Raw genomic sequence first — 16,425 nt, 5'->3', positions numbered from 1 at the left:
CATTGACTGCCACAATCATCCGCAAGGTGCACGCGGCGCCTGTATGCATGCGAACGGAGAGCGGATGTCTGAGCAGAGCAATGAGTCCCGCAAGGTCGCTGGGGCGACCTATACACGCGCCGGGAGCGAGTACTTCGAGAAACGCACGCTGAAGAGATCCGCCGGCGTCTGGGGCCTGTGGGGCCTCGCCGTCGCGGCCGTCATCTCCGGTGACTTCTCGGGCTGGAACTTCGGCATCGACTTCGCGGGCTTCGGCGGGATGCTGATCGCGTTCGTGATCCTCGTGCTCATGTACTACGGCATGATCTTCGCGATCGGCGAGATGGCGGCGATGATGCCGCACACCGGAGGCGCCTACTCCTTCGCACGCTCGGCCATGGGGCCGTGGGGCGGCCTGGTCACGGGCGCGGCGGAGACGATCGAATACGTCGCGACGACGGCGGTGATCGTCTACTTCTCGGCCTCGTATGCGAACGGCATCACCAGTGAGCTGCTCGGCCTCGAGCTGCCGGGGTGGCTCTGGTATCTGATCCTCTACGTCGTCTTCATCGCCCTCAACTCCGCGGGAGCGGCGATCTCCTTCCGCTTCGCGATCATCGTCTCGATCATCTCGATCGGCATCATCCTGGTGTTCTCGCTGATGGCGATCTTCTCCGGCGCGTTCAGCTGGGATGCCCTGTGGGACATCGCGCCCGACCCGGGCCAGACCGAGTTCCTGCCGCACGGCGTGCTGCCGATCCTCTTCGCCCTGCCGTTCGCGATGTGGTTCTTCCTGGGGATCGAGGAGCTGCCGCTGGCGGCCGAGGAGTCGCACAACCCGACCCGCGACATCCCGAAGGCCGGGTTCTGGGCGCGCGGCACCCTCATCGTCACGGGCCTGCTGGTGCTGTTCCTCAACACCGGCGTGATCGGCGCCGAGGCCACCGGCACCGCCGGCGAACCGCTGCTCGACGGATTCCGCGCGATCGTCGGTGACCAGCTCGCGGCCGTGCTCGCACTGTTCGCCCTGATCGGTCTGCTCGCCTCGCTGCAGGGCATCATGTTCGCCTACGGACGCAACATGTACTCGCTGTCCCGCGCCGGCTACTACCCGCGGTTCCTGTCCCTCACGGGCAAGCGGCAGACGCCGTGGGTGGCTCTCGTGGTCGGTGCGGCCATCGGCTTCGTCGCCCTCATCGTGCTCGATGTGCTCGCCGCGGTCGATGCGAAGGGCGCGGGATCCGTGGCCGGCGCGATCGTGCTGAACATCGCCGTGTGGGGTGCGGTGCTCGCCTACGGCCTGCAGCTCATCTCGTTCATGGTGCTGCGCAAGAAGTACCCGAACGTCGACCGCCCGTACCGCAGCCCCTGGGGCATCCCGGGTGCCGCCGTCGCGCTGGTCATCGCCGCACTCATCTTCGTCGGCTTCCTGCTGAACCCGACGTTCGGTCCGGCGATCATCGCGATCGCGATCGTCTACGTGGTGATCCTGCTCGGATTCGGGTTGTTCTTCCGCCACCGCCTGGTGCTCTCCCCGGAGGAGGAGTACGCGATCTCGGGCGGCTCGCACGGCGACCCCCAGGCCGAGGGGTACGACGCCATGGAGGACGAGGTCTTCGACGGCCGCTGAACCGCCGCGCGGCGCTCCGACGACTTCGTCGGGGCGCCGCGTCGTGTCTACTTCTTGTCGAAGTCGAACGCCTTGAGCAGCTCGACCACGGCCTTGTCCCGCTCCTCGCCGCCCTCGTCGAACATGTGCGTCACGTGCGTGCGCAGGTGGTTCTCCAGCAGCAGCCGGTTGAGGGATTCCAGGGAGCGCTGGATCGCACGGGACTGCGTGATGATGTCCATGCAGTACTCCTCGTTCTCGATCATCCGCGCGACGCCGCGCATCTGACCCTCGAGGATGCTGGTGCGGTGCAGTGCACGCTTCTTGATGTCTTCGATCACGTCTCGAGGGTACTCGCCCCGCGGCCGGCCCGGCTGTCTGAGCGCCGAGACATGGGCCGTCCGACGCCCGGGTCCGCACGGCGGGCGGCGTGAAAGGATGACGTCATGCCGCGAACACCGATGACGCAGCTCTCGCCCGCCGACCAGGAGCGTCTGCGCGCGCTCCGGCGCATGAAGGCGGTGGCGCTCGGTGCGCTGGTGTTCATGGCCGTCGTGTTCGTGTTCGCGTTCGCGTTCCAGCAGCGGATCGAATGGCTCGCGTACGTCCGCGCCGCCGCCGAGGGCGGCATGGTGGGTGCGCTGGCGGACTGGTTCGCGGTGACCGCGCTCTTCCGGCGGCCACTCGGCCTGCCCATCCCGCACACCGCGATCATCCCGAACCGCAAGGATGAGATCGGACGCACGCTCGGCGAGTTCGTCGAGACCAACTTCCTCGAGGCGAGCGTCGTGCGCACCAAGCTCTCCAGCACGCGGATCGCGCTGCGTGCCGGCGAGTGGCTGCGCGAGGCCCCGCACGCCGAGCGGGTCGGTGCGGAGGGGGCGACGATCGCCGCCGCCGTGCTCAACGCGCTCAGCGACGACGACGTGCGCGACCTCATCACCGACCTCGCCCGCGAGCACCTGGTGGCACCCGAATGGGGTCCGCCCGCCGGCGCCTGGCTCGAGAAGATCGTCGAGGCGGACGCCCATCACGGCGCGGTCGATCTCGCTGCGGACAGCATCGCCCGCTGGCTCGACGCCAACGCCGCGTCGTTCACGGGTCTCGTCTCGCGGCGCCTGCCCGGTTGGGTGCCGAAGCTCGCGCACCGATTCGTCGACGACACGGTCTACCACGAGGCGGTGAAGTTCGTCCGCGCGGTGCAGGAGGACCCCCGCCACCCGGCCCGCCTCGCGATCGACGGCTACCTCGCGCGCCTGGCCGACAGCCTGCAGAACGATCCGGCGACGCGCGCGAAGCTCGAGAACGCCAAGGCCTCGCTGTTCGACAGCCCGCGGGTCGGCGCCCTCGCCGCCGAGGCGTGGAACACCGCCAAGAACGGGCTGCTTTCGGCCCTCGCCGACCCCGACAGCGGGCTGCGCCGCCGGGCGGTCCAGGCCCTGCAGGAGGTCGGCGAGCGTCTGACGACGGATGCTGCGCTGCAGCAGCGCGTCGACACCTGGGTGTCGGATGCCGCGGTGTTCCTCGTCGACCGCTACCGCCACGACATCGCGTCGATCATCACCGACACCGTCGAGCGCTGGGACCCGGTCGAGACCACCGAGAAGATCGAGCTCATGGTGGGTCGCGACCTGCAGTACATCCGCCTGAATGGCACCTTCGTCGGGGCTCTCGCGGGTCTCGCCATCTTCACCATCGCCCACGCCCTGATCCCCGGAGTCTGACCATGGCCCCCGCATCCCGACAGCTCAGTCACGACCCGCTCTGGCCGCGCGCCGGCTCGTGGCCCGCCTTCGACGGCCACGCCGATGCCGTGGTGCTCGGCGTGCCGACGTGGCGCACCTCCCTCTCGCCGACGGGCGCGCATGCGACTCCCGCAGCGATCCGCGACGCGCTCCCCCGCTACGGGACGACGCTGATGGGACCGCCGGCACGGGATCTGAACGAGGTCCTGCGCATCGTCGATGCCGGCGACGTGACCGACCCCGACGGTGCAGCGGGCGAGGCGAGGGTCATCTCCCGCGTGCGCGAGCTCGCCGCGGCGGCCGGGCTCGTGATCGCGCTCGGCGGCGACAACTCCCTCACCTATCCGGTCGCGCTCGGCGCCGAGGCCACCGGGCTCATCACATTCGACGCGCACTTCGACCTTCGCGACGGCGTCTCCAACGGCACCCCGGTGCGGCGTCTCGTCGAGGACACCCCGACCGCGTCTCCCATCGACACCGCACGGATCGAACCCACGAGGATCGTCCAGATCGGCATCGCGGACTTCGCGAACTCCCTCGCCTACGCGCAGCGCGCAGCCGAGTGGGGCATCCGCGTCATCACCCTCGATGAGCTGCGCCGCCGCGGCGTCGACGACGTGGTCGCGGAAGCGCTGGAGATCGCGGGAGGCGGGAGCGCACCGCGCATCCACCTCGACATCGACGTCGACGTGTGCGATCGCTCTGTGGCGCCCGGGTGCCCGGCGAGTGTCCCCGGCGGCCTCCAGGCGTGGGAGCTGCGGGCCCTCACCCGGGCCGTCGCCGCAGATGCGCGGGTCGTCAGCGCCGATCTCGCCGAGGTCGACGCGACAGCCGACGCCGAGGATGCGCGCACGGTCCGGCTCGCCGCCCTGTGCGTGCTCGAACTGCTGGCCGGTTTCGCCGCCCGTCGATGAGGATCGTCGTCGCCGGCACGCATGCGAGCGGCAAGAGCACGCTGATCGCCGACTTCCACGCCGCGCTGCCGGAGTACCTGGTCCTCCCCGATCCGTTCGAGGACCTCGATCTGGACGACCCGGCGAGCGAGTCCAGCTTCGCCGTGCAGCTGCGGGTCTCCGCCTCGCGTCTGCTCGAGAGCGCGGGGCACGCGGCGCTGATCGCCGAGCGCGGACCCCTCGACTTCCTCGCCTACCTCGTCGCACTCGAGCGACTGGGGCGGAGCGACGGCGCGCTGCTGGGCCGGGCGACGCACATCGTCGAGGAGTCGCTGCCGACGTTCGAGCTGTTGGCCGTGCTGCCCCTCGAATCCGGGCGCCGCATCGCCGTCCCGGACGACGAGGACCCGGCCCTGCGCGAGGCGATGGACGAGGCGCTGCTCGACCTCGTCGACGACCTGGAGGATGACGAGCACGCTCCGCGGGTCGTGTTCCTCACCGGGGATCCGCAAGAGCGGCTGCACAACCTCCTCGATGCCGTGACGGCACGACCGCCGGGATCCTGACGCGGGATCGTACCCGCGGTCAGCGGACCACGAGCTCCGGGGTGATCAGGGCGTGGGCGGATCCGGCCTGCAGACTCCGCGGCGCGACGACCTCGCCCGTGGGCCCCATGAGGAGTTCCAGGACCGCCGTGGCGACGTCCTCCGGACGCTGTTCGACACTCGAGAAGCCCAGTGCCTCCGCCGTCGGCGTGTTGTCGAACCCGATCACCGGGAGAGTGAGTCCCGCCGCCGCGACGGCCAGCAGCGCACCGACGGCGAGCGAGTCGCTGGCGCACACGAGCGCGTCGGGGGCCGCCCCCGCGGCGAGCGCCGCTTCCATCCCGGCTCGCCCGAAGGGCACGCCTTCCTCTGCCGTCAGCCGCATGCCGTCGGCGCCTGCCGCATCCATGGCCTCACGCCAGCCGCGCTCGCGGTCGTCGCCGGTGCCCGAGCCCGAGGGCCAGCCGAGGAAGGCGACGCGGTGACCGAACGTGAGGGCGTGGGCGGTCGCGGCGCGCGTACCCGCGGCACCGTCGACGTCGACCCAGAGGTGGCGCGGATCGGCGATGTCGTCCTCGCCCCAGGGGCGGCCGAACGAGATGAAGGGCAGTCCGTCCTGGTCGAGGCTGCGCACGCGCGGGTCGTCTCGCGAGGTGCCGGTGATGATGGCGGCGTCGATCTCCGACCCCTCCCAGAGCTCGGCGAGACGGGCGATCTCCTCTTCGCGGGTGCGTGCGGCGTAGACGAGCATCCGCATGCCGCGTTCGCTCGCCCGCTCGGTGATCGCATGCACGAAGCGGTCGAGCACGACGCCGGAGATCCCGCCGACGTACGGATCGAGGCGGATGCCGATCGTCGAGCTGCGGCGTAGGCGCAGCTGGCGCGCCGCGGCATGGCGTCGGTAGCCGAGCTCGTGGATCGCCGCGATGACGCGTTCCCGGGTCGCCGGCCGCACGATGTCCGGCGTGTTCAGCACGTTCGAGACGGTCTGCCGAGAGACGCCCGCGCGCTCGGCGACGTCTTCGACGGTCGGCGCCTTCGCCATCGGACCTCCTCGCTCACGTCCGGGTTGACAGGTCCCGCGACTCCCGCCTAGCCTATTCCACGCAGAGTTTGATCGTTCAAATTTCTGCGACGATCCTGCACGGTCCACCCGAGGCCGTCGCCCGCAGTGACTCATCAAAGGAGAGAGACCATGACACGGCACACCACTCGCGCAGTCTTCGGAACAGGAGCGGTGCTGCTCACCAGCGCGCTCGTGCTCACGGGCTGCGGCTCCGGATTCGCCGGCGACGACCAGAAGTCGGACGGCGAGGGACTCACCTCCTCCGACGACGCGCTGACAGTGCTGATCGGCTCCTCCGGCGACGCCGAGACCGCTGCCGTGCAGTCCGCGCTCGATGCATGGTCGGCCGAATCCGGCACCAAGGTGAAGCTTCAGACCGCGAGCAACCTCGACCAGGAGCTGTCGCAGGGCTTCGCCGCGGGCGACCCGGCCGACCTGTTCTACCTCTCCACCGACCAGGCGTCCGGCTACGCCGCCAACGGATCCCTCAAGGCCTACGGCGACCAGCTCGCGAACAAGGACGACTTCTACCCCTCGCTCGTGGAGAACTTCACGGTCGACGGCACGTTCTACTGCGCCCCCAAGGACTTCTCCACCCTCTCCCTCATCATCAACACGCAGATGTGGACCGACGCCGGTCTCACCGACGCCGACCTCCCGAAGACGTGGGACGACCTCGCCGCTGTGGCGCAGAAGCTCACCACGGCCGACCACGTCGGTCTCGCATTCGGCGCCGAGTACCAGCGCGTCGGCACCTTCATGGCGCAGGCGGGCGGCGGTCTCGTCAGCGACGGCACGGTCATCGCGAACGACCCCGCCAACGTCGACGCCCTCGACTACGTCAAGACGCATCTCGCCGACGGCTCCTTCGCCTTCGCCAAGGACGTCGGGGCAGGATGGGGCGGCGAGGCGCTCGGCAAGCAGGCCGCCGCCATGGTGATCGAGGGCAACTGGATCACCGGCGCGCTCGCGAACGACTACAGCAGCCTGCAGTACACGGTCGCCGAGCTGCCCGAGGGTCCCGGCGGCAAGGGCACTCTCCAGTTCACCAACTGCTGGGGCATGGCCGCGGACAGCCCCAACCAGCAGGCCGCGCTCGACCTGGTCGAGTACCTCACCAGTGCCGACAGCCAGCTCGCCTTCTCGAAGGCGTTCGGTCCGATGCCGTCGATCAAGTCCGCCGCCGCCGACTGGACGTCCGCGAACCCCGACCTGGCGCCGTTCCTCGCCGGTGCGGAGTACGCACAGTTCCCGCCGAACCAGGCCGGCACGGCCGACGTCATCGCGGACTTCAACTCGCAGCTCGAGTCCCTGAAGACCGCCGACCCGAAGACGATCCTCGACTCCGTCCAGTCGAACCTCGAAGCGGTCGTCAAGTAACCATGGCGGTCAAGGCAGCGTCTCGTCGTGGTGGGGCCTCCGGGCTCCGCCGCGGCGAGGCGGCAGCCGGATGGCTGTTCACCGCGCCGGTGATCATCATCCTCGGCGTCTTCCTGCTCATCCCGGTCCTCATGGCGCTCTGGGTGAGCGTGTCGGACTGGGCAGGGCGCGGCAGCCCCCTCTCGGGCTCGGTGTCCTTCGTCGGCGGCGACAACTTCGCAGCGGTCCTCACCGACGGCGGGCTCGCCACCAAGGACTTCGGCACCGCGCTGCGCAACAACGCCTGGTACGTCCTGCTCGTGGTCCCCCTGCAGACCGCGCTCGCGCTGTTCCTCGCCATCCTCGTCAACCGCGCCATGCTGCGTGGTCGCGGCTTCTTCCGCACCGCCTACTACTTCCCCTCGGTGACCAGCACCGTCGCGATCACCGTGCTCTGGATGTTCCTCTTCACCTCCAGCGGCGCCGTGAACGACGTGCTCGCCTGGTTCGGCATCAACGGCCCCAACTGGTTCAACGACCCGCGCGGCATCCTGCACCTCGCGCTCGGCACGGTCGGCGTCGATGCCGGGCCCGCCGCCCTCACCCAGAGCGGCGCGCTCGGGGTGTCCTGGTGGGAGTGGCTCGCAGGGCCCTCGATCGCGATGAGCGCGTACATCCTGATGGCGATCTTCACGACCTCCGGCACGTTCATGCTCATCTTCCTCGCCGGGCTCCAGAACCTCGGCGCCGACGTCGACGAGGCCGCCATGATGGACGGTGCGAACGGCTGGCAGCGCTTCTGGCGCATCACGCTCCCTCAGCTGCGACCGACCCTGTTCACGGTGCTGACCCTGGGTCTGATCGGCTGCTGGCAGGTGTTCGACCAGATCTACACGGGCACCCGGGGCGCGCCGAGCAAGACGACTCTCACGCCCGCCTATCTCTCGTACCAGACCGCGTTCCAGAACCAGGAGTGGGGCCAGGGCGCGGCGATCGCGTTCATCCTGTTCGTCATCATCGTGGTCTTCACACTCCTGCAGCGCTGGGTCCTGCGCGATCGACCGGTCTCGAAGCGCCGCATCCGCGCCTACCAGTCGCCATCGAAGGGGGCATCGTCATGAGACGCCTCTCCTCGAAGCAGCTCACCTGGCAGGTCCTGCTGTACGCCCTGCTCATCGTCCTCGCGATCATCTACATCTATCCGTTCCTGATCCAGGTCGCGACGAGCTTCAAGACCGATGAGGATGCCGCGACCAGCGGCATCACGCTCATCCCGGACGTCTGGACGTTCGCGGCGTACGAGCGCCTCTTCCGCAACTCCGACTTCCCGTCCTGGTTCGTGAACAGCGCGATCGTGACGATCTTCGTCACCGCGGGACGGGTGTTCTTCAACTCGCTCGCCGGCTACGCGCTCGCCCGGCTCCGGTTCCGCGGTCGCGGGGTGGTCTTCGCCGCCCTGGTCGCGGTGATGTCGGTGCCGACCGTGGTGCTGCTGATCCCCAAGTTCCTCGTGATCAACCAGCTCGGCATCTTCAACTCCTACGCCGGGATGATCCTCCCGCTGCTCGTCGACGCGGCCGGGGTGTTCATCATGAAGAACTTCTTCGAGTCGATCCCCGAATCGGTCGAGGAGCAGGCGCGGATCGACGGGGCCGGCACGTTCCGGCTGTTCTGGTCGGTGGTGCTGCCGATGGCGACGCCGGCGCTCGTGACGATCGTGATCCTGTCGTTCCAGGGCTCGTGGAACGAGCTCAGCCACTTCATCGTGTCCACCAACGACCCCGCGCTGACCACGCTGACCAAGGGCGTCGCCTCGCTCGCCAGCGGCGGGCTCAGCCAGGGCACCCAGTATCCGCTCAAGCTGGCGGCCGCGCTCATCATGACGATCCCCGTCGCCGTGATGTTCTTCGTCTTCCAGCGCCGCATCATGAACTCCACAGAAGGAGCCGTCAAGGAATGACCCCCACCCCGCCCCTCCAGCCGCTGTTGGACGACGCCGTGATCATGCTCGAGGCGCCGACCCAGGCCTGGTCCGACGACCTCGGACGCATGGGCACGGCCCCGATCCACGGCATCTATCACGGCGATGTCCGGCACATCAGGAGCATCGAGCTCACGGTCGCGGGGACCGCGCTGGAGTCCATCGGCTGCGCCTCGCCGGAGCCCTCGCAGACGATCCTCACGGACCTCCTGCGTGGGCTCGATGACGACTCCGCCGACCCGAAGGTGCGGATGGATCGCGACCGCCGTGTCGCCGCCGGATCGTTCTCCGAGCGGATCACGGTGGCCTCGCATCTCGCGACCGCGACCCCGGTCACTCTCACGGTCCGGATCACCCCCGACTTCGCCCCCATGCAGCGGGTCAAGGCGGGGCTGGCCGCGGAGGAGGCGTGGAGCTGGGATGGCGAGGTCTGCCGCGCGGGCGAAGTGTCGTTCACGCTGACCGCTCCCGAGGCCGCAGTGACGCAGGACGGCGATGCCCTGGTGCTGCGCTGGCACGCGGTGGTGCCGCCGCGGGGATCCGTCGCCGTGGGCTGGCTGGTCGACCTCGACGACCCGACACTGGTCGTCACGGCCGCGCGTCCGTCGCGGGCCCCGCAGCCCGCCGTGCCCGCCGATTCCCGGGCCGCTCGCTGGATGGCTCAGGCCACGGCCGATCTCTCCGCCCTCCGCCTCGCCCTCCCCGCGCATCCGGACGACGCGTTCTACGCGGCGGGTGCCCCCTGGTTCTTCACGCTCTTCGGGCGGGATTCGCTGTGGGCCGCGCGGCTGGCGCTGACGCTCGACCCCGAGATCGCGGCGTCGACGCTGCGCGTGCTGGCGCGACTCCAGGGCACGACGCACGACGCCTCGACGGCCGAGGCACCGGGCAAGATCGCCCACGAACTGCGCAGCGGCGCACTGTCTCTGCCGAACGAGGGCGTGCACCTGCCACCGCTGTACTACGGCACCGTAGACGCGACTCCGCTCTGGATCTGCCTCCTCGCCGACGCCCACGCCGGGGGGATGCCCGAGCGTGAGGTGCGGGCACTGCTCCCTGCCCTCCGTGCGGCACTCACCTGGATGACGGTGCACGGCGACGCCTCGGGCAGCGGCTTCATCGACTACGCCGACGAGTCGGGACACGGTCTCGCGAACCAGGGCTGGAAGGACTCCGGCGACTCGATCCAGTGGCGTGACGGACGCCTGGCCGAAGGTCCCATCGCCCTCAGCGAGGTGCAGGGCTACGCCTACGAGGCGGCCGTCCGCGGCGCCGACCTCCTCGATACGTTCGGCGAACCCGGTGCGGGAGAGCTGCGCACCTGGGCCGCGGACCTCCGCGAACGGTTCCGATCCGCGTACTGGGTCACCACGCCCGAGGGACACTATCCGGCCATCGCCCTCGACGCGCACGGCGCCCCGGTCGACACGCTCACGAGCAACATCGGTCACCTCATCGGCACCGGCATCCTCGATCCTGAGGAGGAGCGGGTGTGCGCGGCCCTGTTGACCGCTCCCAGCATGTCGAGCGGCTACGGCATCCGGACGATGTCCACGGGTGCCGCCGGATACTGGCCGCTCAGCTATCACGGCGGCAGCGTGTGGGCACACGACACCGCGATCGCGGTGCACGGCATGTTGCGCGCCGGACTCGACAGCGACGCACGCCTGATCGCGGGGCAGCTGCTCGATCTCGCGGAGGGCTTCGACTACCGGGTGCCCGAGTTGCACGCCGGCGATACGCGAGTGCCCGGTGGCGCGCCGCTGCCCTATCCGGCCGCGTGCCGCCCGCAGGCGTGGTCCGCGGCGGCGGCGGTCGTCGTCGCGAGCGCTCTGGAGTGAACGCTCTGCGGTGACCGCGGTGGTCGGCTGAGCGCCGGGTGGCCTCAGCCGACCGCCGCGCCGTCCTTCCAGACGGTGTCCACGAGCGGCACACCGGGACGGTAGGCCAGGTGGATGCGCGTCGGCGCCGTCAGCAGCACCAGGTCGGCCCTGGCCCCCGGGGCGATCACGCCGATGTCGTCCCGGCGCAGCGCCCGCGCTCCCCCTGCGGTCGCCGCCCACACGGCCTCCGCAGGGCTCATCCCCATGTCGCGCACGGCCACCGCGATGCAGAACGGCATCGACGAGGTGAAGCTCGACCCCGGGTTGGTGTCGCAGGCCAGCGCCACGGTGACCCCGGCGTCGATGAGGCGTCGGGCGTCGGGGTACGGCTGTCGGGTCGAGAACTCGACGCCGGGCAGCAGCGTGAGCACGGTGTCGGAGCCGGCGAGCGCATCCACGTCTTCGTCGGTCAGGTAGGTGCCGTGGTCGATGGAGGCCGCGCCGAGCTCGACCGCGAGACGCACGCCCTCCCCGGGGCCGAGCTGGCTGGCGTGCACGCGAGGCACGAGCCCGCGTGCGATCCCCGCTTCCAGGACGCGCCGCGACTGGGCCACCGTGAAGGCGCCGGTCTCGCAGAACACGTCGACCCACTTCGCGTGCGGCGCGCAGGCGTCGAGCATGGGACCGATGACCAGCTCGACGTACGCGTCGGGTCGGTCGGCGTACTCGGCGGGGACGACATGGGCGCCGAGGAACGTGACCTCGGGCGTCACCTCCGCGGCGAGCCGCACCAGTCGCTCCTCCGCATCGACACTCAGTCCGTAGCCGCTCTTGATCTCGACGGTCGTGGTGCCCTGCGCGAGCATCTCGTCGAGGAAGCCCCGCAGTCGGCCGCGCAGCTCGTCCTCGGTTGCGGCACGGGTCGCAGCGACAGTGGAGCGGATGCCGCCGGCGGCGTACTTCTGCCCCGCCATGCGCGCCTCGAACTCGGCGGCGCGGTCGCCCGCGAAGACGAGGTGGCTGTGACTGTCGACGAACCCGGGGATCATCGCTCGCCCGGAAGCGTCCACGACCGCGTCGGCCTCCGGCGCGTCCGCGGCGGCACCGACCCACGCGATCCGCTCCCCCTCGATCAGCACCGCGGCATCGGTGAGGACTCCGGTGGGGTCGTCACCCGCGGCGATGTTCGTGGTCAGCTCCGCGATGTTCGTGATGAGCGTCGACATGTCCTGAGCCTCTCAGAGCATCGGCACGTTCAGGCCGCGCTCGCGGGCGACCTCGCGGGCATGCTCGTAGCCGGCATCGACGTGGCGCATCACGCCGGTGCCGGGATCGTTGGTCAGCACGCGCTCCAGCTTCTGGGCGGCGAGCTCCGAACCGTCGGCGACCGTGACCTGGCCGGCGTGGATGGAGCGGCCGATGCCCACGCCGCCGCCATGATGCAGCGACACCCACGACGCGCCGGATGCCGTGTTGAGCAGGGCGTTCAGCAGAGGCCAGTCGGCGATCGCGTCGGAGCCGTCCTTCATCGCCTCGGTCTCGCGATACGGCGAGGCCACGGAGCCGGAGTCGAGGTGATCGCGACCGATCACGATCGGCGCCGAGAGCTCACCCGAGGCGACCATCTCGTTGAACTTGAGTCCCGCGAGGTGACGCTCCTTGTATCCGAGCCAGCAGATGCGGGCGGGCAGCCCCTCGAAATGCACGGTCGAGCCGGCCTTCTCGAGCCAGCGGTGCAGGGCGGCGTCTTCGGGGAAGAGCTCGGCGATCGCCCGGTCCGTCTTGTAGATGTCCTCGGGGTCGCCCGAGAGCGCGGCCCAGCGGAACGGTCCGCGTCCCTCTACGAACTGCGGGCGGATGTACGCGGGCACGAATCCGGGGAACTCGAACGCCCGGTCGAAGCCGCCCAGCTGTGCTTCCGCACGGATCGAGTTGCCGTAGTCGAACACCGCAGCCCCCGCATCCTGGAACGCCACCATGGCCTCGACGTGCGCGGCCATCGATGCGCGCGAGCGGCGGGTGAAGTCCTCGGGGTCGCGCTCCGCCTCCGCCTTCCAATCCGCCACCGTGGTGCCGAGCGGGAGGTAGGCGAGCGGGTCGTGCGCGCTGGTCTGGTCGGTCACGACGTCGATCGGCACTCCGCGACGCAGCAGCTCGGGGAACACCGCGGCAGCGTTGCCGACCACTCCGACAGACAGGGCCTCCCCCGCGTCTTTGGCCGCGACGACGCGCGCGACGGCGGCGTCGAGATCGGTCGTGTACTCGTCGAGGTACCCGTGCTCCACGCGGCGCGCCAGGCGCGACTCGTCGACGTCGACGATCAGCACCGCCCCGTCGTTCAGGGTCACGGCGAGCGGCTGCGCGCCGCCCATTCCCCCGGCACCGCCGGTGAGGGTCAGGGTGCCGCGCAGCGAGTCGCGGCCGAGCGAGCGGGCCACGGCGGCGAAGGTCTCGTACGTGCCCTGCAGGATGCCCTGGGTTCCGATGTAGATCCAGGAGCCGGCGGTCATCTGTCCGTACATGATGAGTCCGAGCTCTTCGAGCCTGCGGAACTCCGGCCAGTTCGCCCAGTCCCCCACCAGGTTGGAGTTGGCGATCAGCACGCGCGGCGCCCACTCGTGGGTGCGGAACACACCGACCGGCTTGCCGGACTGCACGAGCAGCGTCTCGTCCGGTTCGAGTTCGTCGAGCGTGCGAACGATGGCGTCGTATGCCTCCCAGCTGCGCGCGGCTTTGCCCGTGCCCCCGTAGACGACGAGGTCTTCGGGGTGCTCGGCGACCTCGGGGTCGAGGTTGTTCATCAGCATGCGCTTGGCGGCCTCGGCGCCCCAGCTCTTCGCGGTGCGCTGGTTGCCGCGGGCGGCGCGGACGACGCGGGGACCGGAGGTGGTGTTCTCAGCCATGGACGTGCTCCTTTGCGATGCGGGCGACGGCGCCCGACTGGACGAGTGCGGTGACGGCTTCCATCTCGGGTGAGAGGAAGCGGTCGGGGCCGGGCCCGGCGGCGACGGTACGGACGAGGTCGCGGACGGCACCCGTGGCAGGACCGGCCTGCAACGGGGCACGCAGGTCGAGCGCCCGGGCACCGGTGAGGATCTCGATCGCCAGGACGCGGCCGAGGCCGTCGATCGCGCGTCGCAGCTTGCGTGCCGCTGCCCACCCCATCGACACGTGGTCCTCCTGCATCGCGGATGACGGGATCGAGTCGACGGATGCCGGTACCGCAAGGCGCTTGAGCTCGGAGACGATCCCGGCCGCCGCGTACTGCGCGATCATGAGGCCGGAGTCGACGCCGACCTCGTCCGCGAGGAACGGGGGAAGACCGTGGCTGCGCGCCGGATCCAGCGCCCGATCGGTGCGGCGCTCCGAGACCGACGCGACGTCGGCGACCGAGATCGCCAGGAAGTCGAGAACCGCCGCGACCGGCGCCCCGTGGAAGTTGCCGTTGGACTCGATACGTCCGTCCAGCGTGATGACCGGGTTGTCGATGACGCTCGCGAGTTCGCGTCCGGCGATCGTGGCCGCGTGGGCGAGTGTGTCGCGCGCGGCTCCGTGAACCTGCGGAGAGCAGCGCAGAGAGTACGCGTCCTGCACCCGACCGTCGTCGGGCCCCTTGTGGCTGGCGACCATCGGCGAGTCGGCGAGGAAGGCCCGCAGGTTGCCGCCCGACTCGGCCTGTCCGGTCTGGGGGCGGAGAGCCATCAGGTCGGCCGCGAAGACGGCGTCGGTACCGAGCTGCGACTCCACCGACATCGCCGCAGCGAGATCGGCGGTCAGCAGCAGCGTCTCGAGGTCGTGCAGGGCGAGCACCAGCATGCCGAGCATGCCGTCGGTGCCGTTGATGAGGGCGAGCCCCTCCTTCTCCACGAGGGTGAGCGGCTCGATGCCCGCGTCCGCGAGGGCGTCGGCGGCGGGCACCAGCTCACCGGATGCGTTGCGCACATCGCCCTCCCCCATCGCAGCGAGGGCGATATGTGCGAGGGGGGCGAGATCGCCGGAGCATCCCAGCGAGCCGTACTCGCGCACGACCGGCGTGATCCCGGCGTTCAGCAGGGCGGCATAGGTCTCGACGACGACCGGCCGCACGCCCGTGCGCCCGGAGGCGAGGGTCTGCAGACGCAGGAGCTGCAGCCCGCGCACCACTTCCCGCTCGACCTCGGCGCCGGTGCCGGCAGCGTGGGAGCGGATGAGGCTGGCCTGCAGCTGCAGGCGGCGATCCGGGGCGATGAACGTCGTGGCGAGTGCGCCGAATCCGGTGGACACCCCGTAGTGCGGATGCGGGTCGGCCGCGAGCCCGTCGATCACGCGGCGCGTCTCGGCGACGCGTTCGAGCGCGTCGGCATCGATCACGACAGCAGCGTCGAGGCGCGCGACGGCGACGACATCGGCAGGAGACAACGGGGCCGCGCCGACGAGAACGGAGACAGGATCACTCATGACTCGATTCCACACCCGGCCGCTCGCCCGGGACACCCGTTCGTGCGATGCTTTGTCTGTGATACCAGACAAGCAGGAAGCGGCACAGGTCCCGGCCGCAGAGAACACCCTGCGCATCCTGAGCTACCTCGCCGGTCGCCCTGCCCCGGTCGCGGCTTCAGCGATCGCCCGTGAGCTGGAGCTGCCGCGCTCGACGGTCTATCACCTACTCACCACCCTTGCCGCGCACGGCTTCGTGCTGCACCTGCGCGAGGAGCGACGGTGGGGTCTCGGGACGTCGGCGTTCGAGCTCGCCGGCGGATACACCCGGCAGCAGCCGCTGGCTCGACGTGGAAGACCATTGGTAGCTGCCCTGTCCGACCGCTTGGGTGAGAGCGCGCATCTGGCCGTGATGAGCGGTGGGGATGTGCTCTACATCGTCGAAGAGCGGGCACCTCGACGCCCGGCTCTGGTCACCGACGTCGGGGTCCGGCTTCCGGCGCACTTGACCGCCTCGGGCCGGGCCATGCTCGCGGCACTCCCCCGCGAACAGGTGCGGGCGCTCTACCCCGATGCATCGGCCTTCCCCGATCGCACGGGACTCGGGCCACGGACGCCGCGACAGTTGCGGGAGTTGCTGCGTGAGGTGCGGGTGCAGGGGTATGCGACGGAGAACAGCGAGATCGCGGATGGATTGCGGAGTGTGGGCGCCGCGGTTCTCGACGCGGCCGGATGGCCTGTCGCGGCTGTGGCCGTCACGTGGGGCCGCGACGATCTGGATGAGCAGCTTCTCGTGGCAGCGGTGCAGGAGTGCGCGGCCATGCTCGAGGCACGACTGAAGCGGTGAAGCTGCGAGGGAAACCCGCGCCTTAACGCAAGAAAGCCACCCAACATTGGGTGGCTTTCTTGACTAAAAGGAGTCCGGCGGTGTCCTACTCTCCCACAGGGTCCCCCCTGCAGTACCATCGGCGCTGTGAGGCTTAGCTTCCGGGTTCGGAATGTAACCGGG

The 16,425-nt window shown here is 70.0% G+C and carries 14 protein-coding genes and 1 rRNA gene; 9 read left to right on the top strand and 6 right to left on the bottom strand.

Annotated elements, in window-relative coordinates; genetic code table 11:
• The first annotated feature begins 64 nt into the window (after window positions 1-64).
• Window positions 65-1,609 (top strand): amino acid permease, encoded by a 1,545-nt coding sequence (locus WFM69_RS08700; RefSeq protein WP_337003688.1) that lies wholly within the window; start codon window positions 65-67, stop codon window positions 1,607-1,609.
• Between the two features lie 47 nt (window positions 1,610-1,656).
• Here the strand turns inward: WFM69_RS08700 and WFM69_RS08695 are convergent, their stop codons facing one another.
• Complete coding sequence (locus tag WFM69_RS08695; protein WP_337003686.1) at window positions 1,657-1,929, bottom strand: metal-sensitive transcriptional regulator; 273 nt, start codon at window positions 1,927-1,929, stop codon at window positions 1,657-1,659.
• A 105-nt stretch (window positions 1,930-2,034) separates the two neighbouring features.
• Between WFM69_RS08695 and WFM69_RS08690 the strand changes: the two genes are divergently transcribed.
• From WFM69_RS08690 to WFM69_RS08680, 3 genes are read left to right on the top strand one after another with little or no spacing between them, the layout of a single operon-like run.
• On the top strand, window positions 2,035-3,312 hold the full coding sequence (locus WFM69_RS08690) for a DUF445 domain-containing protein (protein ID WP_337003684.1): 1,278 nt from the start codon (window positions 2,035-2,037) through the stop codon (window positions 3,310-3,312).
• A gap of 2 nt (window positions 3,313-3,314) precedes the next feature.
• Entirely contained in the window at window positions 3,315-4,247 is a 933-nt protein-coding gene (locus tag WFM69_RS08685) for an agmatinase family protein (RefSeq protein WP_337003682.1), read from the top strand.
• Window positions 4,244-4,792: a hypothetical protein gene (locus tag WFM69_RS08680; protein ID WP_337003680.1), complete on the top strand. Its 549-nt coding sequence runs from the start codon at window positions 4,244-4,246 to the stop codon at window positions 4,790-4,792. Before WFM69_RS08685 ends, WFM69_RS08680 begins: the two co-directional genes overlap by 4 nt.
• A gap of 19 nt (window positions 4,793-4,811) precedes the next feature.
• On the opposite strand, the gene WFM69_RS08675 is transcribed toward WFM69_RS08680, so the two are convergent.
• Window positions 4,812-5,816 (bottom strand): LacI family DNA-binding transcriptional regulator, encoded by a 1,005-nt coding sequence (locus WFM69_RS08675; protein WP_337003678.1) that lies wholly within the window; start codon window positions 5,814-5,816, stop codon window positions 4,812-4,814.
• Window positions 5,817-5,966: 150 nt separating this feature from the next.
• On the opposite strand from WFM69_RS08675, the gene WFM69_RS08670 reads away from it, so the two are divergent.
• The 4 genes from WFM69_RS08670 to WFM69_RS08655 are packed head-to-tail and all read left to right on the top strand — an operon-like array spanning window position 5,967 to window position 11,018.
• Window positions 5,967-7,217, top strand: coding sequence for a sugar ABC transporter substrate-binding protein (locus WFM69_RS08670; protein ID WP_337003676.1), 1,251 nt, complete (start codon window positions 5,967-5,969; stop codon window positions 7,215-7,217).
• A 2-nt stretch (window positions 7,218-7,219) separates the two neighbouring features.
• Window positions 7,220-8,317, top strand: a complete 1,098-nt coding sequence (locus tag WFM69_RS08665; RefSeq protein WP_337003674.1) for a carbohydrate ABC transporter permease — start codon at window positions 7,220-7,222, stop codon at window positions 8,315-8,317.
• Window positions 8,314-9,156 carry a carbohydrate ABC transporter permease gene (locus WFM69_RS08660; protein ID WP_337003672.1) on the top strand — a complete coding sequence of 281 codons (843 nt, stop codon included), beginning with the start codon at window positions 8,314-8,316 and terminating at the stop codon, window positions 9,154-9,156. Before WFM69_RS08665 ends, WFM69_RS08660 begins: the two co-directional genes overlap by 4 nt.
• Window positions 9,153-11,018 (top strand): glycogen debranching N-terminal domain-containing protein, encoded by a 1,866-nt coding sequence (locus WFM69_RS08655; protein WP_337003671.1) that lies wholly within the window; start codon window positions 9,153-9,155, stop codon window positions 11,016-11,018. Before WFM69_RS08660 ends, WFM69_RS08655 begins: the two co-directional genes overlap by 4 nt.
• Window positions 11,019-11,062: 44 nt before the next feature.
• On the opposite strand, the gene hutI is transcribed toward WFM69_RS08655, so the two are convergent.
• Genes hutI through hutH form a run of 3 tightly spaced genes read right to left on the bottom strand, consistent with a single transcriptional unit; the run spans window position 11,063 to window position 15,437 of the window.
• On the bottom strand, window positions 11,063-12,226 hold the full coding sequence (gene hutI, locus WFM69_RS08650; RefSeq protein ID WP_337003670.1) for an imidazolonepropionase: 1,164 nt from the start codon (window positions 12,224-12,226) through the stop codon (window positions 11,063-11,065).
• Between the two features lie 12 nt (window positions 12,227-12,238).
• Entirely contained in the window at window positions 12,239-13,903 is a 1,665-nt protein-coding gene (gene hutU / locus WFM69_RS08645) for a urocanate hydratase (protein WP_337003668.1), read from the bottom strand.
• Window positions 13,896-15,437: a histidine ammonia-lyase gene (gene hutH, locus WFM69_RS08640; RefSeq protein ID WP_337003666.1), complete on the bottom strand. Its 1,542-nt coding sequence runs from the start codon at window positions 15,435-15,437 to the stop codon at window positions 13,896-13,898. The genes hutU and hutH overlap by 8 nt, the downstream gene beginning before the upstream one ends.
• Window positions 15,438-15,489: 52 nt before the next feature.
• On the opposite strand from hutH, the gene WFM69_RS08635 reads away from it, so the two are divergent.
• On the top strand, window positions 15,490-16,263 hold the full coding sequence (locus WFM69_RS08635; protein WP_442928464.1) for an IclR family transcriptional regulator: 774 nt from the start codon (window positions 15,490-15,492) through the stop codon (window positions 16,261-16,263).
• Between the two features lie 72 nt (window positions 16,264-16,335).
• Here the strand turns inward: WFM69_RS08635 and rrf are convergent.
• A 5S ribosomal RNA gene (gene rrf, locus WFM69_RS08630) occupies window positions 16,336-16,425 on the bottom strand; the annotation flags it as partial.

The organism is Microbacterium sp. LB12 (assembly GCF_037150835.1).
Classification (GTDB): Bacteria; Actinomycetota; Actinomycetes; order Actinomycetales; family Microbacteriaceae; genus Microbacterium.
The sequence above is the reverse complement of the archived record's forward strand: the minus strand, read 5'-3'. Positions and strand labels throughout refer to the sequence as shown.